This window comes from Ignavibacteriota bacterium, assembly GCA_019637995.1.
Lineage (GTDB): Bacteria > Bacteroidota > Ignavibacteria > Kapaibacteriales > UBA2268 > JANJTB01.
Window position 1 is genome coordinate 654,037 of the sequence record JAHBUQ010000002.1, and the last position, 26,898, is coordinate 680,934.

The 26,898-nt window shown below is 35.6% G+C and carries 28 protein-coding genes; 11 read left to right on the forward strand and 17 right to left on the reverse strand.

What is annotated here, in order from left to right; translation table 11 throughout:
* Positions 1-10: 10 nt before the first annotated feature.
* The 6 genes from KF896_08660 (at position 11) to KF896_08685 (ending at position 4,067) form a co-directional block, all read left to right on the forward strand.
* The gene (locus KF896_08660) at positions 11-568 is read left to right on the forward strand and encodes a gamma carbonic anhydrase family protein (GenBank protein MBX3043774.1); all 558 of its coding nucleotides are present in this window, start codon (positions 11-13) and stop codon (positions 566-568) included.
* Between the two features lie 74 nt (positions 569-642).
* Positions 643-1,284 (forward strand): signal peptidase II, encoded by a 642-nt coding sequence (locus KF896_08665; protein MBX3043775.1) that lies wholly within the window; start codon positions 643-645, stop codon positions 1,282-1,284.
* Positions 1,244-2,380, forward strand: coding sequence for an RluA family pseudouridine synthase (locus KF896_08670; protein MBX3043776.1), 1,137 nt, complete (start codon positions 1,244-1,246; stop codon positions 2,378-2,380). Before KF896_08665 ends, KF896_08670 begins: the two co-directional genes overlap by 41 nt.
* Positions 2,381-2,450: 70 nt before the next feature.
* Positions 2,451-3,074, forward strand: a complete 624-nt coding sequence (locus KF896_08675; GenBank protein ID MBX3043777.1) for a nitroreductase family protein — start codon at positions 2,451-2,453, stop codon at positions 3,072-3,074.
* A gap of 2 nt (positions 3,075-3,076) precedes the next feature.
* Positions 3,077-3,619 (forward strand): CIA30 family protein, encoded by a 543-nt coding sequence (locus KF896_08680; protein MBX3043778.1) that lies wholly within the window; start codon positions 3,077-3,079, stop codon positions 3,617-3,619.
* An 88-nt stretch (positions 3,620-3,707) separates the two neighbouring features.
* Entirely contained in the window at positions 3,708-4,067 is a 360-nt protein-coding gene (locus tag KF896_08685; GenBank protein MBX3043779.1) for an STAS domain-containing protein, read from the forward strand.
* A 15-nt stretch (positions 4,068-4,082) separates the two neighbouring features.
* On the opposite strand, the gene ligA is transcribed toward KF896_08685, so the two are convergent.
* The 4 genes from ligA to KF896_08705 form a co-directional block, all read right to left on the reverse strand.
* Positions 4,083-6,110, reverse strand: a complete 2,028-nt coding sequence (gene ligA, locus KF896_08690; protein ID MBX3043780.1) for an NAD-dependent DNA ligase LigA — start codon at positions 6,108-6,110, stop codon at positions 4,083-4,085.
* A 388-nt stretch (positions 6,111-6,498) separates the two neighbouring features.
* Positions 6,499-7,773, reverse strand: a complete 1,275-nt coding sequence (locus KF896_08695) for a hypothetical protein (GenBank protein ID MBX3043781.1) — start codon at positions 7,771-7,773, stop codon at positions 6,499-6,501.
* 36 nt (positions 7,774-7,809) lie between these two features.
* Positions 7,810-8,364, reverse strand: coding sequence for an RNA polymerase sigma factor (locus KF896_08700; GenBank protein MBX3043782.1), 555 nt, complete (start codon positions 8,362-8,364; stop codon positions 7,810-7,812).
* Positions 8,361-9,524: a hypothetical protein gene (locus KF896_08705; GenBank protein MBX3043783.1), complete on the reverse strand. Its 1,164-nt coding sequence runs from the start codon at positions 9,522-9,524 to the stop codon at positions 8,361-8,363. The genes KF896_08700 and KF896_08705 overlap by 4 nt, the downstream gene beginning before the upstream one ends.
* Positions 9,525-9,733: 209 nt before the next feature.
* On the opposite strand from KF896_08705, the gene KF896_08710 reads away from it, so the two are divergent.
* Positions 9,734-10,774, forward strand: a complete 1,041-nt coding sequence (locus tag KF896_08710; GenBank protein ID MBX3043784.1) for a beta-lactamase family protein — start codon at positions 9,734-9,736, stop codon at positions 10,772-10,774.
* Here KF896_08710 and KF896_08715 read toward each other — a convergent pair.
* Genes KF896_08715 through KF896_08725 form a run of 3 tightly spaced genes read right to left on the reverse strand, consistent with a single transcriptional unit; the run spans position 10,767 to position 13,329 of the window.
* Complete coding sequence (locus tag KF896_08715) at positions 10,767-11,516, reverse strand: hypothetical protein (protein MBX3043785.1); 750 nt, start codon at positions 11,514-11,516, stop codon at positions 10,767-10,769. The two genes, KF896_08710 and KF896_08715, sit on opposite strands and share 8 nt — an antisense overlap.
* Positions 11,517-11,526: 10 nt before the next feature.
* Positions 11,527-12,747 (reverse strand): hypothetical protein, encoded by a 1,221-nt coding sequence (locus tag KF896_08720; GenBank protein ID MBX3043786.1) that lies wholly within the window; start codon positions 12,745-12,747, stop codon positions 11,527-11,529.
* Between the two features lie 18 nt (positions 12,748-12,765).
* The gene (locus KF896_08725) at positions 12,766-13,329 is read right to left on the reverse strand and encodes an RNA polymerase sigma factor (GenBank protein MBX3043787.1); all 564 of its coding nucleotides are present in this window, start codon (positions 13,327-13,329) and stop codon (positions 12,766-12,768) included.
* Between the two features lie 235 nt (positions 13,330-13,564).
* On the opposite strand from KF896_08725, the gene KF896_08730 reads away from it, so the two are divergent.
* Positions 13,565-13,708: a hypothetical protein gene (locus KF896_08730; protein ID MBX3043788.1), complete on the forward strand. Its 144-nt coding sequence runs from the start codon at positions 13,565-13,567 to the stop codon at positions 13,706-13,708.
* Between the two features lie 686 nt (positions 13,709-14,394).
* Entirely contained in the window at positions 14,395-14,676 is a 282-nt protein-coding gene (locus tag KF896_08735) for a hypothetical protein (GenBank protein ID MBX3043789.1), read from the forward strand.
* A gap of 72 nt (positions 14,677-14,748) precedes the next feature.
* Here the strand turns inward: KF896_08735 and KF896_08740 are convergent, their stop codons facing one another.
* The 8 genes from KF896_08740 to nuoE form a co-directional block, all read right to left on the reverse strand.
* A complete protein-coding gene (locus KF896_08740; protein MBX3043790.1) occupies positions 14,749-16,311 on the reverse strand; it encodes an SBBP repeat-containing protein in 1,563 nt (520 codons plus the stop codon).
* A 59-nt stretch (positions 16,312-16,370) separates the two neighbouring features.
* Positions 16,371-17,822 carry a serine hydrolase gene (locus KF896_08745; protein MBX3043791.1) on the reverse strand — a complete coding sequence of 484 codons (1,452 nt, stop codon included), beginning with the start codon at positions 17,820-17,822 and terminating at the stop codon, positions 16,371-16,373.
* A 28-nt stretch (positions 17,823-17,850) separates the two neighbouring features.
* The gene (locus KF896_08750) at positions 17,851-18,219 is read right to left on the reverse strand and encodes a hypothetical protein (GenBank protein MBX3043792.1); all 369 of its coding nucleotides are present in this window, start codon (positions 18,217-18,219) and stop codon (positions 17,851-17,853) included.
* The gene (locus tag KF896_08755) at positions 18,191-20,032 is read right to left on the reverse strand and encodes an AAA family ATPase (GenBank protein MBX3043793.1); all 1,842 of its coding nucleotides are present in this window, start codon (positions 20,030-20,032) and stop codon (positions 18,191-18,193) included. The genes KF896_08750 and KF896_08755 overlap by 29 nt, the downstream gene beginning before the upstream one ends.
* Entirely contained in the window at positions 20,017-20,208 is a 192-nt protein-coding gene (locus KF896_08760) for a hypothetical protein (protein ID MBX3043794.1), read from the reverse strand. Before KF896_08760 ends, KF896_08755 begins: the two co-directional genes overlap by 16 nt.
* Before the next feature lie 405 nt (positions 20,209-20,613).
* Positions 20,614-22,404: a [FeFe] hydrogenase, group A gene (locus tag KF896_08765; GenBank protein ID MBX3043795.1), complete on the reverse strand. Its 1,791-nt coding sequence runs from the start codon at positions 22,402-22,404 to the stop codon at positions 20,614-20,616.
* Between the two features lie 32 nt (positions 22,405-22,436).
* Complete coding sequence (locus KF896_08770) at positions 22,437-23,618, reverse strand: NADH-quinone oxidoreductase subunit E (GenBank protein MBX3043796.1); 1,182 nt, start codon at positions 23,616-23,618, stop codon at positions 22,437-22,439.
* An 11-nt stretch (positions 23,619-23,629) separates the two neighbouring features.
* Positions 23,630-24,097, reverse strand: a complete 468-nt coding sequence (nuoE, locus tag KF896_08775) for an NADH-quinone oxidoreductase subunit NuoE (GenBank protein MBX3043797.1) — start codon at positions 24,095-24,097, stop codon at positions 23,630-23,632.
* Positions 24,098-24,603: 506 nt separating this feature from the next.
* Between nuoE and KF896_08780 the strand changes: the two genes are divergently transcribed.
* Both KF896_08780 and rpsU read left to right on the forward strand, forming a co-directional pair.
* A complete protein-coding gene (locus tag KF896_08780; GenBank protein ID MBX3043798.1) occupies positions 24,604-25,017 on the forward strand; it encodes a hypothetical protein in 414 nt (137 codons plus the stop codon).
* 45 nt (positions 25,018-25,062) lie between these two features.
* Positions 25,063-25,257, forward strand: a complete 195-nt coding sequence (gene rpsU, locus KF896_08785) for a 30S ribosomal protein S21 (protein ID MBX3043799.1) — start codon at positions 25,063-25,065, stop codon at positions 25,255-25,257.
* A 271-nt stretch (positions 25,258-25,528) separates the two neighbouring features.
* Here rpsU and KF896_08790 read toward each other — a convergent pair whose 3' ends face one another.
* Both KF896_08790 and KF896_08795 read right to left on the reverse strand, forming a co-directional pair.
* Positions 25,529-26,269 (reverse strand): ComF family protein, encoded by a 741-nt coding sequence (locus tag KF896_08790; protein MBX3043800.1) that lies wholly within the window; start codon positions 26,267-26,269, stop codon positions 25,529-25,531.
* Positions 26,250-26,696 carry a DoxX family membrane protein gene (locus tag KF896_08795; GenBank protein MBX3043801.1) on the reverse strand — a complete coding sequence of 149 codons (447 nt, stop codon included), beginning with the start codon at positions 26,694-26,696 and terminating at the stop codon, positions 26,250-26,252. Before KF896_08795 ends, KF896_08790 begins: the two co-directional genes overlap by 20 nt.
* Between the last annotated feature and the right edge of the window lie 202 nt (positions 26,697-26,898).

Below are 26,898 nucleotides of genomic sequence, written 5' to 3' on the forward strand. Positions count from 1 at the left end.
AAATATTATTATGAAATTTGAATCCGGAAATAATGCAAGTATAATTACGCATCACGGTGTAACTCCAACAATACATCCTTCAGCATTTCTTTGCGAAGGTGTGAAAATAATTGGTGATGTTGAAATAGGTGAAAATGTTTCTGTTTGGTATAATACTGTTATCCGTGGAGATGTACATTATATTCGAATAGGAGAAAACTCCAACATTCAGGACATGTGCATGCTTCATGTAACAAATGGCGTCTGGCCCCTGATAATGGAGAAAAATGTTTCACTCGCTCATTCAGTCAGTGTTCACGGCTGCATTCTGCGTGAAGGATGTTTAATTGGCATAGGTGCTGCTGTTCTCGATGGTGCTGAAGTGGGAGAATATGCTCTTGTAGGTGCCGGTGCTGTAGTACGTGAAGGCTTTAAAGTGCCGCCAAGAACTCTTGTTGCCGGTGTGCCTGCCAAAGTAATTCGCGAGCTTTCAGACAAAGAGCTTGAGAGAGTTTCACAAACTCCATATAATTATATAAAATATGTCAAAGAATACCGCGAAGAGTACAAACGGAATCACCCGCAGTAAATCGTTGTCCGAAAATAATACAATAAAGCATAATCAAATACGAATACTTCTTATTTAATTAAAATCTTCAACTGATGAGCAAAGACACAAATAAAATTAAGTATTTCTATATTTCAGCTGCTTTGTTGATATTTTTTGACCAGGCAACGAAATTATATTTCAAGGGATTTAATTTTTTGGGAATTACACACGAGGGCTACAGATACGGTGAACAAGTACCCGTAATCGGCGATATATTACTTTGGACTTATATAGAAAATCCGGGAATGGCTTTTGGTATTGAATTTGGCTGGGGAAAAATATTTCTGAGTTTATTTTCCGTCATCGCAGGTATTGCTCTTGGCTTTTTGATTTACAAAATCCGCAATAATGACAAATTTGTATTATCAGGTTTTACTTTGATATTTGCCGGGGCTGTGGGTAATCTCATTGACCGCGTATTCTACGGCGTGATATTTGGCGAAGCTCCGCTTTTTTATGGCAAGGTTGTTGATTTTATACAGGTTGATATACCTGATATAGCTTTTTTAGGCTGGACGCATTTTCCGGTATTTAATATCGCTGATTCATGCGTGACAGTTGGTGTTTCACTGCTCATAATATTTCATAACAGATTGCCCGAATGGCACGACATATTTCCAAAGAATACCGATAACGAACATGCTGTAATTTCCGATGATGAAATTATCAGCAACACGGAGAAAAAAAGTGAATGACATCGAAGAAAGAAATAATTACCCTGAGTATGTCGAAAAAGAATTTAGATTCAAGGTAGCTAAAGGTCAGTCCCCTGAAAGAATTGACACTTATTTGACAAAATATATTTATAATGCTACACGCAACCGCGTCCAGCAGGCAATTGACGATGGCAATGTTACTATAAACGGGTATGTGGTGAAATCAAGTCGCAAAGTCCAGCCGAATGATGAAATTCTTTGTAAAATAATGAAAGCGCCGCCTATTGAACTCCTGCCTGAAAATATTCCTCTTGACATAAAATTCGAGGATGACTATTTGCTTGTTGTCAATAAACCTGCCGGAATGGTTACTCACCCGGGATTCGGTCACCGTTACGGCACTTTGGTTAATGCTGTATTGTATCACTTTGGACTACGCCAGCCGATAGAAATTGAAACAGCTGAAGACGATGATGATGAAGCAGATTTAGAGGAGTTTGAGGATAAAATAAGCGAGCCGACTGAAGGTGAAATTTATGCTTCAGAATCTATCAGACCAGGAATAGTACATAGGTTGGATAAGGATACTTCCGGACTTCTGGTAATAGCAAAAAATCCTGCTGTTCATGCAAATCTTGCAGCTCAGTTTGCAGCTCGGACGACCGAAAGAGAGTATAACGCCATTGTTTGGGGAAAAATTAATGAAGACGAAGGCTCGATTGAAGGTGATATCGGAAGGTCAACGAGAAACCGCAAAAATTTTGCGGTAGTAAAGAAAGGCGGTAAGTATGCAAAGACTGATTTCAAAGTAATTGATAGATTTCGATTTGCAACTCTTGTAAAACTCAAACTTCATACAGGCAGAACTCATCAAATTCGCGTGCATTTAAATCATATCAACAATACAGTTTTTGGTGATCCGGCTTATGGTGGCGATAAAAATTTGTATGGCGGAACACCCGAAATTAATAAAATTGCAAATAAATGTTTGAAGATGGTAAATCGTCAATTACTTCATGCCAGAACTCTTGGATTTACACATCCTGTTACAAAAGAGTTTATGAGTTTTGATTGTGAATTGCCGGCGGATTTTGTTCAGGTTATTGAATTTATTAAATACAATTTACCGGAATGATAATGAAATAAGATAGAAAAGTTTGATTCATGAGAATTTGGTATTGCAGATTAAATTTAAGGTTGGAAATATGATAACGAAATTAGCTTTAACAGAAGAACCTATTCATGATTTGATTTCACGCAGATGGTCGTTGAGAGCTTTTGATATAAATAAACCGGTCGCCCGTGAGCAGATTATATCAATTTGTGAAGCAGGCAGATGGGCACCATCCTGCTTTGGAGATGAACCCTGGAGATTTATGGTTTGGGATATTTACCATGACGAAAATGCATATATGCGTGCTTTTAATTGTATTGGAGAGTGGAATCAAAGATGGGTTAAGACGGCACCTGTAATAATTACATCTTTTGCTGATGACAGGTTTCGTTTGAACGGAGAACCAAATCGTTGGGCTCAGCACGATACAGGGCTTGCCACTCAAAATATACTTCTTCAGGCATTTGCACTTGGACTTGCAGCTCATCCGTTGGGAGGGTTTGATGGAGATAAAATCAAGAAAGAATTTAGTATTGACGAAAGATTCACAGCAATGGCTTGCATAGCAATCGGATATCAGGCAGGCAGCGATGTTTTGGATGATGATCATGCAAAAGATGAGTTGAAACCAAGATTAAGGCGGCAACTTGGTACGACTTTCTTCGATAGTTATTGGGAAAATGGTATTATCAATGCAAATGAAGAGAATAAATAAGGATGATAGTATTATTAATAATTATGCTTATGTTGATAAATATTTCTTCAAATGAATACCTGATTGATTTTGGCACCGAAAAGTCCGGTAGTGATTGGTATATCATCAATGACGGTGTAATGGGCGGGCTGTCTTTAGGTAATTTCAAGCTCGCAGAAAATTCCATGGTTTTCAGTGGAAATATATCACTTGATAATAATGGTGGATTTTCTGCTTTACGCTCCCCATTTGGAAAATATGACTTATCAAAATTTGATTACTTAGAGATAAAATCCCGCTCAAAAGGGCAAATTATCGCTTTTACTCTTGAGACTGACAATCGCTTTTTTATGCCATATTATAAATTTATTGTTTCAAGTGGCACAGATGAGTTTGTAATTACGAAGATTAAATTAAGTGACTTCAAAGCATATCGACTCGCACGGGAAACAGGTGATTATTTGTCTGAAAATGAACTTCAGAAAATAATCCGTATGGGTTTTATCACTTCCGACAAAAAGGCAAGCGATTTTGAATTTGAAGTTGAGTATATTAAATTTTACTGATATTTAAGTCTTTTTATCAAAAATTATTTTCATATATAGAAAAAAAGTCATAATTTAGCATTTTTAAAATTCAATCTAAGGAAAAAAGATGAATCTTAGGATCGAAAAACAGGATAATATAACAATAGTAAATCTTAATGAAGATAAATTTACTAATATGCTCTCTGCAAATTTCACAGACAAAATGCAGAATCTGATTGACGAAGGCAATTTCAATATTTTAATTAATCTTGAAAAAGTAAATTATATGGATAGCTCTGCACTTGGTTCAATTATAACAACTTACAACAGTATCAACGAAGCCGCAAAATCGAATGACACAAAGGGCTCTGTTTCCATTTGCTCATTAAACAAAAGTGTTGATTTTCTGTTTTCTATGCTTCGCATAAATGGAATTATCAATATCTATCAATCTAAAGAAATTGCGATAGAATCTCTGAGCCAATAAGTGCATGAATTATCATCAATTAGTAGTATTGAGCAAGTTCAAAAATTCTTCTTCGTTCAGGATTTTTGTACCAAGCTTGAGTGCTTTATCGTACTTGCTACCCGGTGAAGTACCTACAACTACATAATCAGTATTTTTAGAAACTGATTTAACCTCTTTGCCGCCAAATTCCTCTACCCTCTTTGCGGCTTCACCTCTTGACATTGACTCAAGTTCACCTGTGAAGACAAAGGTTTTTCCGGTTATATTAATATTTTGATTAACTTCCGAAGCCGGCACTGATTCCATATTCAGTCCATAAGAAATTAATCTGTCTATAATTTCAATGTTTTTAGAGTCAGCAAAATATGAAACCACTGAATCAGCCATTTTTTCGCCAACTTCGTGAATTTCTTCCAGCTTCTCCTTAGTAGCAGAACGCAATTGCTCAATATTTTTGAAATTGCGGGCAAGAAGTTTAGCACCGCCCTGTCCGATAAATCTTATTCCAAGCCCATAAAGTACTCTTTCAAATGGGCGTATCTTGGAATTTTCAATTGCTTCCAGCAGATTACTTACAGACTTATCGCCCCATCGGTCGAGTGCCAATATTTCATCTTTGTACTCATGAAGTTTATAAATATCAGCAATATTCCTGATATATCCTAGCTCTACGAACTGCTCGACAACTTTCTCGCCGAATCCTTCAATATCCATAGCATCTCGTGAAGCAAAATGCTCTATTGAGCGTCTTATTTGCCATGGACATTCGGGATGAATGCAGTAGTAATTTGCTTCACCTTCTATTCTTACAAGCGTGCTTTCAAGAGAGCAGCTGCATTTGTCCGGAAAAATATAAGGGCTTGAATTATGTAGTCTTAAATTCGGTATATAAGAAACGACTTTTGGAATTACTTCGCCCCCTTTTTCTATGATGACCGTATCGCCTATACGAATATCTTTTTCCTTAATAAAATCATAATTGTGAAGTGTTGCACGGCTAATGGTCGAGCCGGCAAGAAGTACAGGTTCGAGCTCTGCAACCGGTGTTACAGCTCCGGTTCTTCCAACCTGCAAAGTGATGTTTTTAAGTAGTGTTTCAGCAGATTCCGTTTCATATTTATAAGCAATCGCCCATTTGGGTGAGCGGGCAACTGTTCCAAGCTCTTCCTGCATTCTGAACGAATTTACTTTAATTACAATACCGTCAGTTTGAAATGGCAGATTATGCCTCTCTGTCTCCCAATGATTAATAAATTCGAAAATTTCATCAATATTTTTAGCTGTTTGATATGCCGGATTCACTTGAAACCCGATATCTTTGAGAATATCCAGGCTCTGGGAATGTTTTGAAATCTGAACATCATTTGTTCTGAGATAATATGTAAAGATATTGATTTTTCGATTAGAAACAATTTGCGGGTCGAGAAGTTTCAGCGAGCCGGCTGTCGTATTCCTTGGATTTGCATATAATTTCTCACCTGCTTCCAGTCTCTCCTTATTAATTTCATCAAAATCAGAGACATTCATATATGCTTCGCCACGAACTTCAAAATCAGTAAGATTATACGAATTTCCTTTGACAGAAATCGGAACTGAGCGAACAGTCTTAATATTTTGAGTGATATTATCTCCGGTATATCCATCTCCACGTGTAGCACCTGTTTTCAAAATGCCACTTTCGTAAGTTATGCTGACAGCAACACCGTCAATTTTTAATTCACAACAAAATTCAATATCTGATGAGCCGATTTCTTTTGAAATTCGTTTATGAAAATCCTCTACTTCCTGGCGATTGTATGTGTTCTGAAGTGAAAGCATAGGTACCTGATGAGTAACAGACTCAAATTTTCCAAGTGCTTTACCGCCAACCCTTTGTGTTGGAGAATCCGGAGATTTATACTGCGGGTTTTCCTGTTCAAGAGCGACCAGTTCCGCAAATAGTAAATCATACTCCCTATCGGGAATAAGTGATTCGGCATCTTGATAATATGCTTTGTCATATTGACTGATTAAGCCTCTTAGCTCGTCAATCCTGCCCTTAATCTCACTGAATAAATCCATAAGTTCGCCCTGGTATTTTTTCAAAATTGAAATGATGAATTAAAGCAAATTTTATTACTTTTTTTTGTTTATAGAACTTAAATGTAATTAACGGATAGCAAATAAAGGCGTAGTAAAAATATGGCTTATGCGTGAATCAGACTTCTTGAAGTTCCTGTATTATTGGGCATAAACTCCTGTGCTGATTTGAGTAAGTGCATATATACTAAACACATCAAATAACAGTTGATTGATAAGAAATAAAACTACTAAAACTTTTATCATTGTAGTATATAAAAATATAAGCCGAAACTTATACAAGTATTCTTCGAATATGACTCATAGCCCCAATAAATTGGTTTGAGACCGAAAATTATAAAAAAATTGCTATCGGAGCAGGGAAATCTGCTTATCTGAAATTAATATTTATACCGCCTGTAATTCCAAGCTTGCCTGTATTATAAATATTGCCACCAACATTATAAAATAACCAACTGTACTCACCGCCTACAAATATACTGACAGGACTACTTACATTAAATGTCATACCCACCTGTGTTCTCGAGAGTGGTCCTACTTTAGTCCAGGCAATTGTTTGTGTAAAGTAAGGATTCAGAGTATATGGAATCAGCATTTCATTTGGGTTGTATCTCGCTGAAATACCTGCCCAGTAAAGCATTGGTGCCTGAGAATAATTCAAATTATTCAAAGTAAATTCCTGTGAAAACATCTCCTGGCCGCCTTCCAATCCTATAGAAACTTCTTCCATAAAATGATACCACACTCCTAAAGAATTATCTGTAAATAAGTTGCTCTCGCCTGAAACTACTACCGGTGGATAGCTGTTTTGAGAACTGACTCTCCTAAATTGAACGCTCAACTTAGGCAGATTAATCATTCCCAAAACGCCGGCATTATAAATGAAATTATCATTGCCATAATTCCCAAATGCTGGATTATGTGACATTTTTGATTTCATTTCATTAATGCTTGATTTTGCATTATTACTTAATGTAGAGGAAAATGAACCATCAAGCCTTATCGGATAATAAAATGTTAATAACTCACCAAAATACGCATCAGAATCAGATGTCTTTAATGCAGCTTCAGGTTTATCTGCACTTCCGGATTGAGCAGTTTTTTGAGAGCCGGCATTTCCTGAATTATCTCTGCCAACAGAAGCTGAGGAAGTACTACCGCCATCTGATGATTGAGCTGCAATGGATTCCGAATTTGCCATATTCCCGATATTTTCTGCTTGATTATTGCCTGAATCGTATGACTCAATCATCGGTACGGATTGCTTTTTGCTAATAGCAGAGCCGAGAATACCTTTAAGGGAATTATTCTCATTGAGTAAATATATTGATGTACCTGCTGTAAAAAGGAACAAAAGTAGCAGTAGCAAACCTGAATACCTGCGGAAAAAGCTTCCTGATTCAGTAGCCGCTAAAACTGCACCTCCGGAAGCAGCCATACCGAGCTGAGCAAACACAGAATCGGTGATATCAGGCGGTACAGTAATACGATTCATATCCATCATCGCAAGATTATTGATTTTTACTTGCGAATTGAATTCATTTCTGAGCTCGGAGCTACCTGAAAGTGAAGCGAATAAAGCTTCTTCACCTGTGCCATCAAGCTCTCCGTCCAGATAATCGTGTATCAATCTCTTATAATTCATTGATAACTCTAAGTTTATATTTAATAATAATTTTCGTCATTCCAACTCCTCCAGATAAGGCTGAAGGATCTCTTTAATTTTTTCTTTAGCTCTGACTACTCTGTTTCGTATAGTTGAAACATTCTGTCCTAAAATTTCTCCAATTTCCTGATATGACATACCTTCGTAATTTCTTAGAACAAAAGCTTCGCGATGCTCGAAATCAAGCATCTTTACAGCTTTGGCAATCAGATCTACAAGCTCATCATCGTCAAAACTTTTATCATAAACCGGCATTTTCATTTCATCAAATTCTATGCTGTATTTAGAATCTCTTTTGTAGTTAAGGCATAAATTTCTTGCAATTCTAATCAGCATACCTCTGATATTGCTGACATTTAGATTTTGTTTATAAGTTTCAAAGAACTTAACAAATGTATCCTGATAAATATCATTGGATTCCTCAGAATAGTCCAAAACTCTGTGGCAGTAAGCATAAATTCTCTGAGAGTAGCGAGCATAAATCTCTCTGAATGCCGCTTCTGACTCAGACTTTCTGCCGGCAAGCATCTTCATTAATTCGTTATCAGGCATCTCGGCAAGAGACATCATAGCACCGCCTTACGATAACTCCAGAATCCTTTAAATGCATTGCTGCTTAGTATATATGAACGTTTGATACTTGCAAGTGCAAGTTCGTAATTTATCTCCGAACAAATCAATGTCGAGTAAATATCTGAATCAAGTAATGTTGTGCTGTTATAAAGAACTTTGCTTCCATCCCATGACCATTTTGGGCTGTGGTATCTTTCAAATCCGTCTGTTCTTGTGATGTTTGAGTATCTTAAATCATTAGTTGCTGTGAAAATAAGCCATATATTACCATCGCGACCACTTACTGCAAGAAAATCATTTTTTGGTGAAAGTGAGGCATCTTTGCCTCCTATATTTTCATTGGGAATTGAAACAATTCTCTCGGTTCCGGAATTTATATCTATCAGATAAATATCATCATTCGAGCCATTTTTTACACTAAATATAATTTGTTGGGAGTCATCCGACCAATTTACTTTTAAATCGCTCTCGCCGGCAAAATCAATATTTCCTATTGATTTGCTGTATTTTGTTATTAAATTGTCACTTCCGGCTGATTGTGCTACTTTTACTGTATAAGCAGTGGCAGAGCCATCGCCTTCGATATAAGCGAAATATTGTGAATTGTTTGAGAATGATGCAAATGAACCTTGAGCAAGTCTTCCTGTTATTTGATTAAATGTTGGTGAGCCAGACTCTACATCATAAACAAATAGTCTTGAATTTCCGGCATTAAATGCAATATATCTACCATTTGATGAAATCACCGGAAAAGATACACTGAAAATATCGTTATCTGATACAATTAAATTTTGATTACTTCCATCAATATTCGATATAAACAAGCTACTATTACCATTTTCAATATCTTTTCGGATATATGTAATTTTGCCATTATCAGAGGGAGCCGAGAAGGTGATCCCATTAATCAATAAATTATCTATAAAACTTCCTTCACCATCTGTTTGGTAAACATTCGGAAGACTGCTGTTTACAGGTGCCGCTGAGAAATATACAAGCTCCTCAGGAGTGTTGCCATTACCACTGGTTTCTATGCAGGTATCGCAACGACTGAAAAGAATCAAGGCAAAGAAACCAATGGTATATGAAAATATCCTGCTGCCTATAGTAAGGCATTTTCCTGAAATTTTGGCAATATTTATATATTTTTCTGACATTGTACTATCTTCTACTTACAATAACACATTAACTTGAAAAAAATCTCATAAAAAAATTCAATTTTCAAAAAAAAGTTTATTTTTTTGTAAAAATAATCATATTTTGAAGTTATTTCATTTTATCAGTGAATTTTTTTTGAAACTGACAGGGATTTTCTGCGTATTTTTAACTATGTTACAACTTGCAATTTATCAGGAGGATAAACTAAATGAAAAAAAATAACCAAAAAAAAATTGAAAATATAATCAACTCAATTGTAGATTATAAAAATTACCATGGTTGTGCCATTCATATTGAGTCCCTTGATAATGATATTAAGTTTAATTATAGTGCCGGCAATCTTGAGGAATCAAAACAATTTTATATAGCAAGTATTAACAAAATAATGCTTTCTGCAATCGCTTTGAAGATGTCTTTGGGTAATTTAATCAATTTAGATGATAAAATCATAAAATATTTGCCAAATGATTTAACAAATAATTTGTTGGTTATTGATGGTAAAAATTATACTGATGAAATTACAGTCAGGCATCTTATGTCGCATACTTCAGGCTTGCCCTGCTATTTGATTGATAAGCCCAAGGGGCAAAGTTCGGTAATGGAGTCTCTACTATCAGGAAATGATGAAGAATGGAGCATAGATAGAGTCGTTGATTACGCAAAACGAATTCCTCCAAAATTTGTTCCGGGCGCACCCCAAAAAGCATCATATTCGGATACTAATTTTCGACTTTTAGGAGCAATCCTGGAAAAAGCAAGCTCTAAATCCACAGAAGAACTGCTTGGCGAGCTGTTTAAGTTGTGTAATATGGATGATACTTATGTGATTACTGAATCAACAGCCAATGATTTTGCACCGATCTATGTTGGGAATAATAATATTAGTGTGATGAATTATTTAATTTCGACCGGTCAGGATATTGTTTCGACAGCAGAGGATTTAGCAAAATTCACCCGCAAATTCTTCGATGGAAGTATATATCCTGAATCAAAACTAAATGAGTTACAAAATTGGAACAATATTTTCTTTCCGTTTAAGTATGGAACCGGTATCCAAAAGTTCTATGTGCCATTAATACTCTCCCTTTTCAACAAAGTTCCTGATATGCTTGGGCATAGTGGCTCGACAGGAACAGCTGCTTTTTTTGTGCCTGAGAGGAATTTAATAATAACAGGTTGCACAAATCAAGCTAAATCTCCGAGTAAATTATTCCAAATGATGATAAAAATTATGAATTCTATTAAATAGCCGGAAATTGTAAATATACAGCAAACTCAATTTCATATTCTTTTAAATCAATTGGCTCTCTTGCCGGGATAAATAATATGCCTCTAATCAGAAGTCCGCGAAGCTGACCTTCGATTATTGTACGATTTGTTATAACTACTTCTCCAACAATTGCTTGTTCGGTTACTCTTCTTGTACTTCCGTTCCGTCCGGCAAGTAATATATCGGCTGAAAACTGTCTGTTTGAAATTAGTTCACGATAATTAACAGGGTTATCATGAAGGACAGATAATTTATTAAAAACCAATTTCATGGATTTAATGATTTCATTTCTTTCCTTAAATGAATTTGGTTCAACACTTAATGAATTATCAATATTCAATTGAAGACTTGCCACTGGTGTAAGTGGGTTGTAGTCAAGTATTCCGTTGATTTCAATTTTTGCTTTTTCCGGAATTCGCTCTTGTTTAATCTGGCTGTTATTATTTATAAATTGTTCAATTAACTGAAAATTATATCCATTGCTGTAAATAGGGTCATAAGTTTTGTTTACAGGTATATATTCAATTATAGTATCTGTCTTCGTAATGATTGTCTCGATAATTACTTTTTTGAAATCAATCATAGTATCACGCCGAATAATTTCATCATTGAGCTGAGATTTTGTGTAATCAGCGCCATTAATTCCGAGTGAATCCGAACAACCTGATAATATGTAAATTAATGTCAGAAATGCTATGCTGATAATAATTATTTTTCTCATTTTTTCTCCCTTAAAATTTTATTCCTGCACCAAAATGCACGCCGAATTTAGGTGAGATGAAATATGCCCCGTTTTGAGTAAAGAATAGTATATTATAATCAGCACCAAATGTAAAATATAAATTGTTTGAAAAATCAATATCTGTTCCAAGCATTAATCGTCCTACTGTTCCTGCCGAGTTTAGTCCGAAACCGGTATTGATAAATGGCTTAAAATTAGAAAATCTAATAAATTCAGGGCTGAATTTACCTACAAAACTAATTGTCTGGAAATTTGGCTCCTGACGATAAACGAAATAATTATTCTGCTCTTTTCCGGTGAATTCCTGAGCAAAAGTTTCTCTGCGATAATCAATACCAAAACTGAGCTCGTCGTCGTACTTATAAAGGAATGTAGCTCCGGTATTCAGAAGACCAAGATTATCCATTGTAATTATTCCCGGAATATTATTATTAAAATATTCCGAGCCCCGAAATTCAAAAGCAAAATTATTAATTGCGTCATCATCATCATAAATGTTGAAATGTTGATAGGGCAAATTGAGAGATATCTGATTTTGATTCACTCTTGAAAATGCATCAGAAATTACTAAATTAATATTATCAAACTCAATCTCACTTAAAATACTTGATGAATACAATTCTGCATTATTATTATTTTTGTTGTCAGCAAGCAATTCATCCTGACTGTTAGATTGAGGAGATATATTCTCAGATTTATTCAAATAAACATACTTATAAACAACTTTTTCTTGCACTTGTTTATCATCAGATACCGCATTTGATTCCATCACCGGAATAATATGATTATCATTCGGAGAAATCTTGTAATAATATGAGTCAGCGAGATAGTTTACGTTTTTAGGACCGAAATCAAAGAGTAATAACATCACAACAACTGCAGCTGCCGCCGAAAGCAGACCTGTCAGCATATAAGCGTAATTGGTTTTAATAAAGCTGCCGATACCTGCCGAAGATACACTTGCAGCGGTGCCTGCAGGCAGTGCCGCAAGAGGCAAAGCCAGACCTAATTTGTCAAAAATTTGCAGGGTCGAATCTGCTTTAGGTACAAAAGCTTTCACGTCAGCCCTTACTGCCATTTTAACAGCAAGCTGATGCTTAAGCTCATTCCGAAGTTCACCCTCGCTTGCAAGGAGAGAAAATAATTTCTCCTCATCGGCTCCTGCGAGAGTGCCGTCCAGAAAATCATGAACTAATAATTCGTTTTCCATCTCTGATACTCAATTATATTACTGACTCAATTCTTTTAAATACGGTTCTAATATTTTCTTTATTTTTTGCTTGGCTCTGAATACACGTGACTTGGCATTGCTTACTGATGTTTTGCATAATTCAGCTATCTCGCTATACTCAAGACCACTGTACTCACGAAGAACAAAAGCTTCGCGGTGCTCTTCATCAAGAAGTTCAATTGTGCGGTTAATCAGCCCTAAAAGTTCTTTCTGCTCGTATGACTGCTCTTCTGAATATAATACATCGAGATAATCATCTGAAACAGTTTCTTTTTTATCACGCTTTACGTTGAGGCATAAATTACGTGCGATTGTCAACAAATACCCTTGTATATTGAATCTGTCAGACTCCCTGCTGTAATTGTTAAAAAACTTAATGAAAGTCTCCTGAAAAACATCTTCTGCTGTTTCCTCATAACCAAGAACTTTGATACAATACGAATGAACTACCGGCGAATACCTGTCGTATATCGCCTTGAAGGCTTCTGATGCAGTTTCCCTGTCTTCTCCAAGCAAAGATACAAGTTCGGAATCAGAATATTTATCGTAGTTCACTTTCATCAATTTCAATTTAGTTATTTATCATAATCAATGACTAATTAATATACACATCATTTTGTATTTGGTTGCAATTAAATGAATATATTAGAATATAAGTAATTGAGTAAATCAAAATTATCCAAATTTATTTATGATAGTTCTATTGAAAACTCTAATATTTTTATTCTTGTTAACCACCAATGAGAACAACGAAACGAAAATTTTAGTATTTTTGATTCTTTATCAATGAAGAAAAATGAAATACTTTAAATTCATAGATACATCTTTTCAGCCAAAACTGCTGACTACGCTAAAAACATACACAAAAAATGATTTTTATTCTGACTTATCGGCAGGGGTGATAGTAGGCGTGGTTGCACTTCCTCTGGCAAGAGCATGATGGCTTTGCAAAAACAATAAAACTATGCAAATCGGCATTAAAAGAAGTCTGTATTTCATTGATAATACTATCATTAGGACTGTACTTTTCAATTTCCATATATATCTAGGTAAATCCGGGTGTCTTTGATAAATTCTGCAAAGTCATTTGCTCTGCATTAATATTAGTGGCGTTTTCAGAGCATCCGAAAATGATAGCTGCAAATAATGCCAAATATATTATATTTCTTAAATGATTCATAATTAATTCTCCAAAATTCTTTAATGAATGTAAAAAATATCAAAATACATAAACTAATTAAGTTTTAAAGTATTTTATGGATTATTTAATTTTATTATTGAAAATCCTCATTTGCCTGAAATTTTAAATTTCTTAACTCCGTACATCAGATTGAAAAAGAATCTTAATTAATAAAGGGCTTAGCTACCATAAATTCATTAATTCTTCATCTACCTCACCACAACAAATTTTTCCGTATAATTACCTATTTGAATGAAATACAAACCGACGGACAGATTGGAAACATTAATTTCCATTTATATAATTTATTAGCAGAACGAAGGGTTAAATCTCGTTTTGTAAAATTGATATTCTAGCCAATTTTTCCCTGTATTTTTCCTCCAATACACTCGTAAAAGCAACTTTGTCATTACGCAATAATTCCATTTGTTCTCCATTGAAAATAGATGGATGAAGTTCCCTCAAGTATTTATCGCCCCAAGAAGCAAGCTCTACAATTATTGAAACTAAAGCTAATCCTTTATCTGTTAATAGGTAAAGATTCGCTTATTATTTTCGCCTGCCGCCTGACTACTGCCGGCAAGATGAGCGAAGCGAATCTTGCTGAACGTTTTTCAGCTATACGCAGGCAGGGATTTTTACCACTGAACTTCCTACGAAGAACTGAACTTCAATTATACCACTTTCCTGCCCTACGAAGCACGAAACCCCTGCTTGCGTATAGGTGATGTTATGCCTTCGCCCTTCTATTTCTGTCGTTTTTTTCATCTTTATGTCATGTTTGTTTTTTCTTACGTTGCTTATTCAGTCTTTATAAATCGTCCCTGTTGATTTTCTGTCTTAAGAATATAAAGTCCAGTTGGCAAGTCTGAAATATTTATTTGGGTTGTTGCTTGGCTACTCTGTTTAACCAATTGTCCTGTTGAACTATAAATTTGAAAGCCTTTTTTGCAGTCAACATTTATAATAGTATTAGATGGATTCGGATGAATCGCAATTGTTGTACTACTATTTATAATATCGTTTATACTTGTTGTTAATGAAGATTTAATTTTTGAAATATAACTATCTACACCACCTAAAGAAGTAATTGAATTTAATCCATCTGTAAAAGAGCCTGAATATGTGCCAACTGTGCATACATCTTCGTTGTACATATTTAAACCGATAGCATAATTTACATCATCCATAGCACTTCCCGCAGTCTTTGCCCATATAATATTACCACTACTATCTATTTTTGCAATGAAAACGTCTCTCATGCCTAATGCTGTATAATTGTTAGATCCCAGAATGATAGTTTGTGAAAAGCCTCCAGTTATAAAGATATCCCCTGAAGGTAATGCTTCTATTTCGCATCCTTCTTCTGCACCTAAATTACCAATTTGTTTTATCCAAATAATATTACCGTTAGAATCTAATTTCATTAAAAAAATATCGGATGATCCGTTCGCTGCTAATGTAATACCATCAAAATTAACCGAATTAGAAAAAACACCTGACACATAGATATTGCCATTCGCATCGGCATCAATTCCTCTTGCATAATCATCTCCCGTGCCGCCAAATTGCTTTGCCCAAATTAAAGTTCCGGTAGGAGAAAACTTAGAAATATAAATGTCGTTATTGGGGACAGTAGTGGAATTGAAAATTACTGTATCAATATAAATATTTCCTGCAAAGGATCCAGCTATGATAGTGTTTTCAAAATCATCGGTACTTATTGCCCTTCCTCCCGCATTACCAAGACCTGGCAATCCTTTACACCATATTTCATTGCCATTTGAATCATATTTTACCAGAAATAAATCGGTGCTATCCATATGAAATAAGGTGTCTGTTGTAAAGACAATAGTACCTTGAGTATTACCTATCACAGCCACATTACCATTTGCTGTTGTAACAATTTCATTTCCATATTCTGATGAATAACCAGTAGCAGATTTTGCCCAAATACAATTTCCAAGGGTATCAAATTTTGCTGTAAATAAATCCATTTCCCCCGAACTTATTAAAGATATACTTGGTGAGAAATTTAATGTTTGACGAAATCCACCTGTAATATAAAAGTTTCCATTCGGTTCACAGTCAATATCGAAAGCGTAATCAAAACTAACTGAGCCTAATGATTTTGCCCATAACAAATTACCGATTGAATCGAACTTATTTACTATAATATCAGTAGCACCGTTTGAAACAAAATTTTGATTTGCAATGCTTGTTGTACCTATAAACGAACCTGTGGCATAAATATTCCCTGAACTATCAATGCACACACCTCTTAGTACATCGTTATTGGGACCGCCTAAAGATTTAAGCCAATCAAAACTTACATTTTGTGCATTTATGGTGCTAAAACACATTACGAATACTATCCACAAGTATTTTCTTATTGTTATTAGATTTAAAATTGGATTCATACTTATTCTGTCTTTATAAATCGCCCCACTTGATTTTCTGTCTTAAGAATGTAAAGCCCAGTTGGCAAGTCCGAAATATTGACTTGGGTTGTTGGTTGGCTGCTCTGCTTTACCAATAGTCCTGTCGTACTATAAATTTGAAAGCCTTTTTTACAGTCAAAATTGATGATTGTATTTGCAGGATTAGGAAAAATTGAAACCGTACCTTGATTTGGATGTTCAGTTACACTCAAGACTATATGGTTGAAATCATCAGAAAAAATCTCACAGCCTTCTTCAGATGTATATTTAACCGAATAATTGCCGCTTTGGGTAGGTGTGATAAATTGACTTGTTTCACCTAACATTAAGGTGTCATTCAAATACCATTGATTACCTTTTTGATAACTTGATTGCAATTGGTTGCCGTTAAGGGATATTGTCGGCTGCTGTAATTTTATTGGTATAATTTGCTCCACGAGATTTCTTAATTCAGTATGGGTTGGTTGAATAATTCCTAATGTTCTTCGTACAAAAAATATACAGGCAATATTTCTGCAACGGTCAATCCAAGGCGTAAAACCAAAAGCACCTTGACTACCGTATTGTGTTGTTTCACCATTGGTTTCTTGTTCAACCCAAACGCCATAGCCATATCTTAAATTTTCTCTTAATGGGTCGCCTGAATAAGGAGTGCCAATTAAAGGAACACCATTAGTTTGGTCGCTCTGCATCATTTTCACGGTTAATGAGTCAATAACTTGAGCGTTGTTGAACTCGCCATAGTTAAGAAGCATAGTTAGTAGTTTAGAAAAGTCTGGCATAGTTGTACCCATTCCACCGGCTATACGATAGTTCGTTGTTGCACCTAAAGCTACATAGTCTGTATTTGTCATTCCCAGAGGAATTGCAATTTTTTGCTGAAAAAGGCTATCCCAACTCATTCCTGTAGCAATTTCAGCCATTCTTCCTGCTACGTGCATACTTACACCACCGTATCGAAATTCTGTGCCTGGTGTATATGACATGGGCGTATTCAACCCAATATTGTCTACTGCTTGTTGCAAAGTAATACTGTTGTCAGAGATAAAAGGCGATTGTCCCGGGAGTCCGGAAGTATGATTCATCAACTGGTGAAGCCTAATGACTGGCTTGCCGCTGAAGCTTGGAAGAAAATTTTGAACTGTATCGTTTGGAGATAAATATCCTTCGTCAATTAATCTCATAATCAATGCCATTGATGGCATTTTTGAGCCTGAGGCAATCGCTTGATACGTATTATTGTTCCAAGTTCCCCAGTACTGCTCGTAGATTACACTATCGCCTTGCACTACCATAAATCCACAATTCTGTCCAGCTTGACCAATGACACCAATACTGTCTGTGAGGAGTTGTGTAATAGGTGTAAAATTGAATTGAGCATTTACATTTGTCGTAAAAGCTACTACTGCTATAAATGTTATTATTTTTTTCATATTCTGCTTCCTGTTTTCCTTTTGACCATTAATATTGTTCAACGTTTAAAATCTGTTCGTCATTTGTTCTTGGCTCGTTGTGTCGTTTTTTAGGGTGAGGCATAATAGTCAGGCGGTAGGCGAAGTCCACCGGATTTCTGCATACCGACATGTTCGGCGACGGTTCGATTCGCTTTTTATTTTCGCCTGCCGCCTGACTATTCAGCAAGATGAGCGAAGCGAATCTTGCTGAACGTTTTCGGGCTTTGCGTTCGGGCGGGTTTCGGAGCACAAAACTGTCAACCAGCACTGCACTTGATACGAAGCACAAAGCTCCAAGTTTGCACTTCACCCCGCCTGACGCAAAACCCGTGTTATAAGCCGTTTTTCTATCTCCACGTTTTAGAAAGTCCGTCACCAAATTCCAAATATCGTTTGTTTGCATTTATAACTATTAAATTTTGTCTTGTCCTTGTCATTGCTGTATAAACGATTTTGTCGTAAACATCGTCACCACCATAGTAATTTTCAGGGATGTATAAGATAACGTTTAAAACCTCCCAACCTTTGAAACTATGTATTGTAGATATTTTCAGTCTGCTGTCACCCATCCAAAATGCTTTTTTGTGTTTATGATAGCGTTTCTCTTCTTCATTTTCAAAAACGTGATTTACTTTCATATTCTTAGTTGTCTCAAAATGCTTAACACATTCAAGTCCAAAGTTTTTGTCAGGCAATAAAATAACCGTGTCAGAGCCGTGTGTAGAAGTGCCTTTTTCTTTTATGATTTCAAAACCTTCGTTTACTTTATTTAACCAGTCTTTTTCCTCAATATTCCACCAAACTGAATGCTCTTCGTATTGATTAAAAAGGTCTGGTCGTTCTACCTTGTCAACTCTAACGTCTTGATTGAGATTAAATTTTTCACTGAAAACTCTTGTTATACCTGCAATTTTTTCGGGCAATCTGACAATGGTTTTTAATTCTATCCATTCGCCAAATTTTTCAACTCCTCCACGTCTTTTATCAAGCCATTCCATTTCTCGGCTATAAATATTTTGCTTCTTGTCACAGACAACAACAACTTCATCACGATTGGTTAGGAAATGACAAAGCATATGATACCATTCAATGTAATAATCTTGACCTTCGTCTATAAATATTGCATCATACTTTTCATAATCTCCTTTCTTAATTACTTCAAGAACTTTGTTTGGAACTATTTCTCTAAAAGTAGCTTCATCATCACCGCTTTCACTTGGCCACTTTTCGCCAAACTCATTTAAAATATCCTTGCAAAAACCGTGAAAGTGTCCGAATGTAAACTTGTCCCAGCTGAAACCAAAAGGACTTCTTGCAATCATATCTCTAATGTAATGCCACAAAGTAATGTTGAAGGAAAGTATTAAAACACGGTAACCTTGCGAAGCAAGGTTACCTGCTCTGTAAGCTAATACTTGTGTTTTTCCGCTACCAGCAACTCCTCTCACTCTGTGATGACCTTTTTGAGGTTCTGCAAATTTCTTTTGATAAGTATTTAAAGTCAGTTTAGTTCCTTGTTCAATTGAGTGAAAAGGAGGATTAAGCCAAAAAAGAATTTCTTTATTCCAGTCTCTTGTCCAGTAATAGCTTTGAGGTAAATAACTGTCTGGAACAATTTGTCTCAAGTTGGAAGCGGTCAAGGAGTTTTTTCCGAATACTGGAAAATGAGTATAGTTTTTTACCTGATGCTTGAAAAGTTCTTGTGCGTCTTCTGTTGTTGCTTTATGGAAATAAATTGAAGTTTTGATAAGTCCATAGCGTTGAACATTTTTATCAATTTCTTCGCCTATCTGCGGAATGAGTTGTCCTGTTAATTTCTCCTTGTAATACTCAACTTGTTTAACTGGTGATTTTATTGGATAACTTCCCTTACTGTCCGTAACGTAAAAGTCCCATTTTCCCATACTGTTTTTTTCAAATGAATAGTTGTTCAAATTCCAGTCTTTAACTTCAATAATTTGAACACCTACGTTTGGATTGAAAATAATAATGTCTGGTCGGCTACCATTTAGAAAAGGTTGAACGAAAATTAACCAACCATTGTATTTTGCTTTGTCGTCACCCTCTTTAAATGTTTCATCTTTCTTAAGTGTGTCGTCCAAAAATTTCAATAGATATATTTCTCCGTCAGTCAACGGTTGCTTAAAGTTTTTAATCTGTTCCCACGATGGTATTAGTCTGCTGAACATTTTCGTTGTCGTCTTTTAAAATGGCTTATAATAGTCAGGCGGTAGGCGAAGTCCACCGGATTTCTGCTTACCGACATGTTCGGCGACGGTTCGATTCGCTTTTTATTTTCGCCTGCCGCCTGACTATTCAGCAAGATGAGCGAAGCGAATCTTGCTGAACATTTGTATATACGCAACTATAGCTTTTTAATTATTTTATTGCGTATATCCATCCAATATTATACGCTTTTACGAAATAAAATATGCTATTGCGTATATCCAAACTTAAACCGTTAATATCACTTATCTACGTACTCTCAATAAGTGATTTACAAAAATAGTAAAAAATATAATAATTACATACCCTTTATATTAATTTTACTAAAACAATTCTAATCCTTTTCAAAAATTTTAACACAGGGAAGGTCTTTCTTGTCAATTCTCAATTTTCAATTGTAAATTATTTCCGAGCCTCCCAGCCCCAAATTCCATTCTCCCTTCCATTAATGGTAAGCTACTTCGCAGCTTAATCAATTGTACAAAAAAACTTCCGAAGTCTTGAAGACTTCGGAAGTTGAACGTTTTTATTGAGATATTTAATTCTAATATCTGTTTCTCTTTGTATAATGCGTATGTAGCAGTTTATGTGATTTATAGCCGAGCGGACCATCAACCAGGAACTCTTCATATATTTGCTTTATTTCAGGGTTTTCGTGAGATTTCCTGATTGGTTTTCCGGCATCTTCTTCATAAATCGCTTTAATTCTTTGCTTACGAACAGCGTCATTTGTAGGTATCGGCTGACCGCCACCACCTATGCAACCACCCGGACAAGCCATAATTTCGATAAAGTGATACGGAGATTCACCTGCAGAAATCTGGTCCATAATTACTCTTGCATTTTTTAGTCCGTGAGCCACTGCAATTTTGAAATCCACGCCTTCGAGGAAGCTCCATTCGGGCAGACATCCTTCAATTCTGATAGTTGCTTCTTTGATACCTTCAAGACCACGAACCGGAGTAATATCGAGATGTTCAAATGGTACCTCCCGACCTGTTATGATTTCATAAGCTGTACGAAGAGCGGCTTCCATTACACCACCTGTAGCACCGAAAATAACAGCGGCGCCTGTTGACTCACCCATAAATGTATCAAAATCACATTCTTCAAGCTCTGTAAAATCAATACCTGCCTGCTTAATCATGTGTCCGATTTCACGGGTTGTAAGTCCGGCATCTATATCCTGAAACTCACTTGACTTCATTTCAGGTCGGTTTGCTTCGTATTTCTTAGCGGCACAAGGCATAGCAGCCACACTGACAATATTTTCGGGTTCGAAACCCATTTTTTCAGCAAGATATGTCTTAGCTAATGCTCCAAACATCTGCTGAGGAGATTTACACGACGAAAGATGTTCTAATTTATCCGGATACATGTGCTCGATGAACTTGACCCAACCCGGCGAGCAGGATGTAATCATTGGCAGTGCTACTTCTTCTTTATCAACAAGTGCCTTTTTTAAGCGTTGAAGTAGTTCGTGCCCTTCTTCGATGATAGTTAAATCTGCTGTAAAATCAGTATCAAGTACTAAATCGAAGCCGATTTTTTTAAGTGCGGCAACCATTTTACCGGTTACAATTTTACCCGGAGCAAATCCAAGTGTTTCGCCAAGAGCAACTCTGACTGATGGAGCAGTATTAATGATAACCTTTTTATTATCATCACCCAAGGCATTCCAAATGTCATCGTAGTAGCGACGTTCAGTAAGAGCACCAGTAGGACAATGGATAACACATTGCCCGCAATTAACACATACAACTTCATTCATAGGCAAATCCATGAAAGTCGAAATTTTCATTTCATTACCCTTATGTGAAACTGTAATAGCATTCACATGTTGCAGTTCAGAGCATGTCCGCACGCATCTCTGGCAGCGAACACATTTGCTGTCATCTTTTTCAATTGACCAGGATGAGCGGTCAATTTTCATACTCTCCGGTTTGAGAATACTCATATATATATCGTTATCAATATTATATTCAGATGATAATGACTGTAATTCACAATTTGTACTTCTGTAGCATGTTGTACACTGAGTATTATGCTCGGAAACAAGCAGGGCAATAATATCTTTTCTTGCGGCACGAACTTTTGGAGTGCTTGTTTTGATTTTCATTCCCTGCTCGCACGGTACGGCACAGGATGCCAAAAGAGTGCGGTATCCTTCTGCTTCGACAACACAAACGCGGCAATTTCCAGCTACACACAAATCTTCGTGGTAGCATAAAGTCGGAATTCTGATATTAACTTTTTTAGCGGCTTCAAGAATTGAAGTACCTTTTGTTACGCTAACATCAATTCCGTTTATCGTTAAGCTGATTATACTTTCCATAATTTTATTTTCTTTTAAATTTTTTGAACAAATTAATAAATCATCTCTTCACGGAAATTCTCAACAATAGATGAGAATGAGTTAGCGACCGACTGACCAAGTCCACATTTAGCGGTAATCTTCATAGTTTCGGTAAGTTGGAGTAGTTGTTCCAAATACTCAGGAGTTTTAATTCCGCGTTTGACGGCATCAATACCTTTTTTGAGTTGCTGACATCCTACTCTGCAAGGTGTACATTGTCCGCATGATTCTTCTTCAAAAAATTCGAGATAATTTTCCAGTACATGATACATTGAGCGTGAAGAATTGAATATCATCATCGAACCGCCGGTTGGTAGATTATCTCCGTCAAGTCCGGCTTTGAATCCAATTGTTGTTTTGCTGAATTTCTTACGTGGTACGCAGAATCCTGAAGCACCTCCCACCTGAACTGCTTTTGTATCGCCATCGCCAAATTCTCGAACAAATTCTTCCAATGACAATCCAAATTCAAGGTCATATATGCCCGGGCGTGGTGTATCACCTGATACGGAGAAAAGTTTAGAACCGTGGGAATCAAGAATACCGAGTTTCTTAAACTGGTCTGGTCCGATTTTGCAAACCATCATCGCAGAGACTAAAGTCTCAACATTATTTACAACAGTTGGTTTTCCGAAAAGTCCATGATTAGTTGGAAACGGAGGTTTATTTCTCGGTTCTCCGCGTCGCCCTTCAATAGAGTTCAGAAGTGCAGTTTCTTCACCACAAACATAAGCACCGCTTCCGAGGAAAATTTCAATACGAAAATCAAGACCTAATTTATCGCAATGCTCGTGAAACTCTTCAATCTCCACATTCAGTTGTGGAACTAGAAACTTATATTCTCCGCGAAGGTAAATATAACCTTTTTTAGCACCAATAACCTTAGCGCAAATTCCCATACCTGACAGTACTTTTCTTGGTACTTTGGTTAGAATTTCTCTGTCCTTGAATGTGCCCGGTTCGCCTTCATCCGCGTTACAAATGACATATTTTTCTTCACTTTCTGCCTGTGCAGCAAACTTCCACTTCAGCCCTGTAAGGAAGCCCGCTCCACCTCGTCCTTTAAGTCCTGAATCTATCAAATCTTTGATTAATTCGGCATTTGGACGGTCCATAACACTGCCAAGAATTTTATACTTTTCGGGGTGATAATTGCCCAGAATTACATCTACTCTTTTTAATCTTTCTGACATATCTCACCTCTTTAATTTTTATTTTTATAAAATGTGATAATATCCCTGACACGATCCGGAGTCAGGTCTGTATATACATCATCATTGATGAGCATAGCAGGTCCCATGTGACACCAGCCAAGGCAATTGGTATAAAGCAAAGAAAACTTTCTGTTTAAAGTCGTTTCACCGACTTTGATTTTCAAAAGATTTTCCAGAGTTTCAATTATTTGCGATTTGTTGTGCATATCACAGACAATCGTTTTGCATACTCTTATAACAAACTTACCGCGAGGTACAGTATCAATAAAAGTATAGAAAGTGGCTTTCCCATATACATCCGCGGTGGATACATCCAACTGCGTAGCAATTTCGACCATTGCATCATCCGAAATATAGTGCTCGTGGCGTTGAACATCCTGCAATATTGGCAGGAGTGATTCACGTCCCGAACCGTGGGTAGCGACTAATCTTTCGACTAATTCTTTAGTATGTGGCATTAAGTAACTCCTTTTAGGAATTTGGCTAATATATTATTTAGGAATACCTGATATTACTTTTTAATTAAATCGCATTTTTTTCACAACTAATTTAATAATATGTTACGAATTATCCAAATAAAATATGAAAAATAGCATAAATATATTATAATTATCATTATAATGTGATTTTATTAGCATAACAAGTGTAACTTTCTAAATAAAAATGCTTTATTTAGAAAATGAAAGGAATTCTGAAATATTATAAAATCTGTTTTTTTCATGAACTTGCAATTTCTTAAAAAATTGCTAATTTATAAATTCTATTGCAATATTGCTTTACTTCAAAATTATCAATATTAAAGAATAAAAAATTCACAGCGGTTTAAATACTTAGAAATTAGCTATCGAAAAACAAGTTTCAAGTAGTAGGCGTATCTATTTAAATATCAGAAATTTGCATATCTTGAAAAAAATTCGTATTTTTGTAACCAAATGTTCTTTTAATTTAAAATAAGTGGGTCAATATGGCAGTATCTACTACCAGAAAAAGATCACGTAGAGCTAAGTATATAACACTCTACTCACCGTTTCTTATGAAAGAAACAAAACATGAACTTATTGGCGAGCCAATCGAAACCGAAACAGGCAGACACCAATGGGCTAGATGTACTAAAAGCCGCCACTCGCAACTTGTAAATTTAGATGCAATTGAAGTGGATACAGATAAATCTAAAGCGGTCGTACATATTTCGAGAGAAGATGCCCGTAAATATTCTCCTAAGGAAGAATACAGCATTGGTGATGTCATTTATCATTCTGTATGGGATGATGTCGGTATCGTCAGGTCTAAAGAGGTTACAAGTAACGGGGGCAATGCTATTATCGTTCAGTTCGAGAACCTTAGCGAAAAGAAATTGATTGAAAATTTATCAAACTGATTTTTTAAATTTTATTTAGCCATTTGAAAGGTAGGTGAATTAATAGTGATAGGCGTAACTATTCAAGGCAATGAAAATATTGACAGAGCTTTGAAACGTTTCAAGAAAAAATACGAACGCTCCGGCGTTCTCCGCGAGTTTAAAAAACGTACTGCGTTCATGAAACCTTCTGTCGAGAAACGTATGGCGAGAATTAAAGCTGCTCGCAGGCAACACCGCTTTTCTATGGATGCTGATTAATACTATATTCAGTATTCAGATAATTGTGCCTCTTGCTTAATAAAAGCAAGAGGCTTTTTTATTCTAAGAAATATACTTCTCAATTTTGCTTCGCCTGTTTCTGAAATATTAAGTAGAAATTTATTAAATTCGTCCTCAAATCTTGGTTTGTGAAATAATAAAATACTTTTTTTTAAATAATTCTTGAATTCCTTTTATTAAACAGAAATTACCAAGATGAATAAATAGTTAATATAAACCGTAATTCAAATAAAATTTTGAAATAGAATACTTAATTTCCAGCTAATGCGATGGTTGCTGCACCAACTTTTTCTGCACCTGACTCAAGGAGTACTTTAGCAGTGGAATTTATTGTCGAGCCGGTTGTCAGCACATCGTCAATAATTAAGAATGATTTGCCGGCAGTATCGCTTACATCGGTAACTTCAAATACATTTTCCATATTCTTTTGTCTTCCGCTTTTATCCAACAAAGTTTGGGTAACAGTATATTTATGCCTTTTTACAAAATTATCAGCAACCGGAATTCCAATTTCTTTTTCAACAGCTTTGCAAATCAAGTCTGATTGGTTAAAACCTCTTTCCCGTTTCTTTGCTTTATGAATAGGAATAGGAATAATAAAATCGTAATCAGTCATTTCGTCAATTAAAATTCTACGACTCAGTAGCTTTCCAAATTCGCCTGCGACAGATTGAAACTTTAAATACTTCAAGGCATGAATTATCTCAAGATAATTATTATCAGCTTTAACTTCAAAAAGAGACGTAGCTTCGGTTATATGTGTATTCTCCGGGAAATTTGAGTGAAATCTGTTCAGAATTAGCTTTTTATCAGGTGCAAAAGGTAAATTGTCATGGCATTTATCGCAAACAAATTTAGAATATTTTGCCGAATGTCCGGTATATTCAGAGCAAACGACACAATGCCTTGGTGCCAGAAAATCGCTAATTGAATCAGCTATTATTCTCAGGATATTGGCTGCGGGATTTGCACTATTCTGTGAATGACTCAAGCGAAAATCTTTTGTTTGGGAATAAAAATATGTATAGTGAAAGTGTAAATAAGCCGACATTTTCTAATAATTTTGGCAGCCCGACTTTCTGAGGGTTTGTACTGGAGCATCCGCAGTTTATATCAAGACCCATTGCCATTGCCCATGCTACAGAAAATACAAATAAAATCATTAGCCCTCCGGTAATAATAGAACTTGATTTTAACCTTATACCAAAGAGAATAAACACACCAGCCAAAAACTCCACCCAAGGGAGAATTAATGCCAATATATTCAGTGTAAATTCAGGAACTAAAGCAAAATTAGCAATTTCGCTAGCAAATTTTTCAGGATTGCTAATTTTACCAGCACCATAAGTTATGAATATATATCCAAGAATTATTCTTGCAATTAAAATTATGTATGGATTATCTAATATTTTTTTCATTTGTCAAAGTAAAAATTATTTAAAATCATTAATAATATTAACTAATAAGCATAATTATTATTTTAAAAAATTGAATATATAAATCATTATGTAGAATATCACAATTTTAAAAAAGTATTTTTAGTCAAACGTAATAATATTATTAAAGTATCATAAGTGCCTTTTTTCACTAAATCATTAAAAATCAATCATTATTGAGTGC

Coding starts and splice junctions, on each gene's coding strand:
- KF896_08670 (MBX3043776.1), top strand. CDS start 1,244: ATGATGAAATTATCAGCAACACGGAGAAAAAAAGTGAATGACATCGAA.
- KF896_08755 (MBX3043793.1), bottom strand. CDS start 20,032: ATGTTCAGCAGACTAATACCATCGTGGGAACAGATTAAAAACTTTAAG.
- KF896_08680 (MBX3043778.1), top strand. CDS start 3,077: ATGATAGTATTATTAATAATTATGCTTATGTTGATAAATATTTCTTCA.
- KF896_08705 (MBX3043783.1), bottom strand. CDS start 9,524: ATGTCAGAAAAATATATAAATATTGCCAAAATTTCAGGAAAATGCCTT.
- KF896_08695 (MBX3043781.1), bottom strand. CDS start 7,773: ATGAATTATAAGAGATTGATACACGATTATCTGGACGGAGAGCTTGAT.
- KF896_08725 (MBX3043787.1), bottom strand. CDS start 13,329: ATGAAAGTGAACTACGATAAATATTCTGATTCCGAACTTGTATCTTTG.
- KF896_08675 (MBX3043777.1), top strand. CDS start 2,451: ATGATAACGAAATTAGCTTTAACAGAAGAACCTATTCATGATTTGATT.
- KF896_08720 (MBX3043786.1), bottom strand. CDS start 12,747: ATGGAAAACGAATTATTAGTTCATGATTTTCTGGACGGCACTCTCGCA.
- KF896_08745 (MBX3043791.1), bottom strand. CDS start 17,822: ATGAAAAAAATAATAACATTTATAGCAGTAGTAGCTTTTACGACAAAT.
- KF896_08660 (MBX3043774.1), top strand. CDS start 11: ATGAAATTTGAATCCGGAAATAATGCAAGTATAATTACGCATCACGGT.
- KF896_08735 (MBX3043789.1), top strand. CDS start 14,395: ATGGATGAAGTTCCCTCAAGTATTTATCGCCCCAAGAAGCAAGCTCTA.
- ligA (MBX3043780.1), bottom strand. CDS start 6,110: ATGGATTTATTCAGTGAGATTAAGGGCAGGATTGACGAGCTAAGAGGC.
- KF896_08730 (MBX3043788.1), top strand. CDS start 13,565: ATGAAATACTTTAAATTCATAGATACATCTTTTCAGCCAAAACTGCTG.
- nuoE (MBX3043797.1), bottom strand. CDS start 24,097: ATGCCACATACTAAAGAATTAGTCGAAAGATTAGTCGCTACCCACGGT.
- KF896_08740 (MBX3043790.1), bottom strand. CDS start 16,311: ATGTGTTTTAGCACCATAAATGCACAAAATGTAAGTTTTGATTGGCTT.
- KF896_08780 (MBX3043798.1), top strand. CDS start 24,604: ATGGCAGTATCTACTACCAGAAAAAGATCACGTAGAGCTAAGTATATA.
- KF896_08685 (MBX3043779.1), top strand. CDS start 3,708: ATGAATCTTAGGATCGAAAAACAGGATAATATAACAATAGTAAATCTT.
- KF896_08665 (MBX3043775.1), top strand. CDS start 643: ATGAGCAAAGACACAAATAAAATTAAGTATTTCTATATTTCAGCTGCT.
- KF896_08795 (MBX3043801.1), bottom strand. CDS start 26,696: ATGAAAAAAATATTAGATAATCCATACATAATTTTAATTGCAAGAATA.
- KF896_08710 (MBX3043784.1), top strand. CDS start 9,734: ATGAAAAAAAATAACCAAAAAAAAATTGAAAATATAATCAACTCAATT.
- KF896_08765 (MBX3043795.1), bottom strand. CDS start 22,404: ATGGAAAGTATAATCAGCTTAACGATAAACGGAATTGATGTTAGCGTA.
- KF896_08770 (MBX3043796.1), bottom strand. CDS start 23,618: ATGTCAGAAAGATTAAAAAGAGTAGATGTAATTCTGGGCAATTATCAC.
- KF896_08715 (MBX3043785.1), bottom strand. CDS start 11,516: ATGAGAAAAATAATTATTATCAGCATAGCATTTCTGACATTAATTTAC.
- KF896_08700 (MBX3043782.1), bottom strand. CDS start 8,364: ATGATGTCTCTTGCCGAGATGCCTGATAACGAATTAATGAAGATGCTT.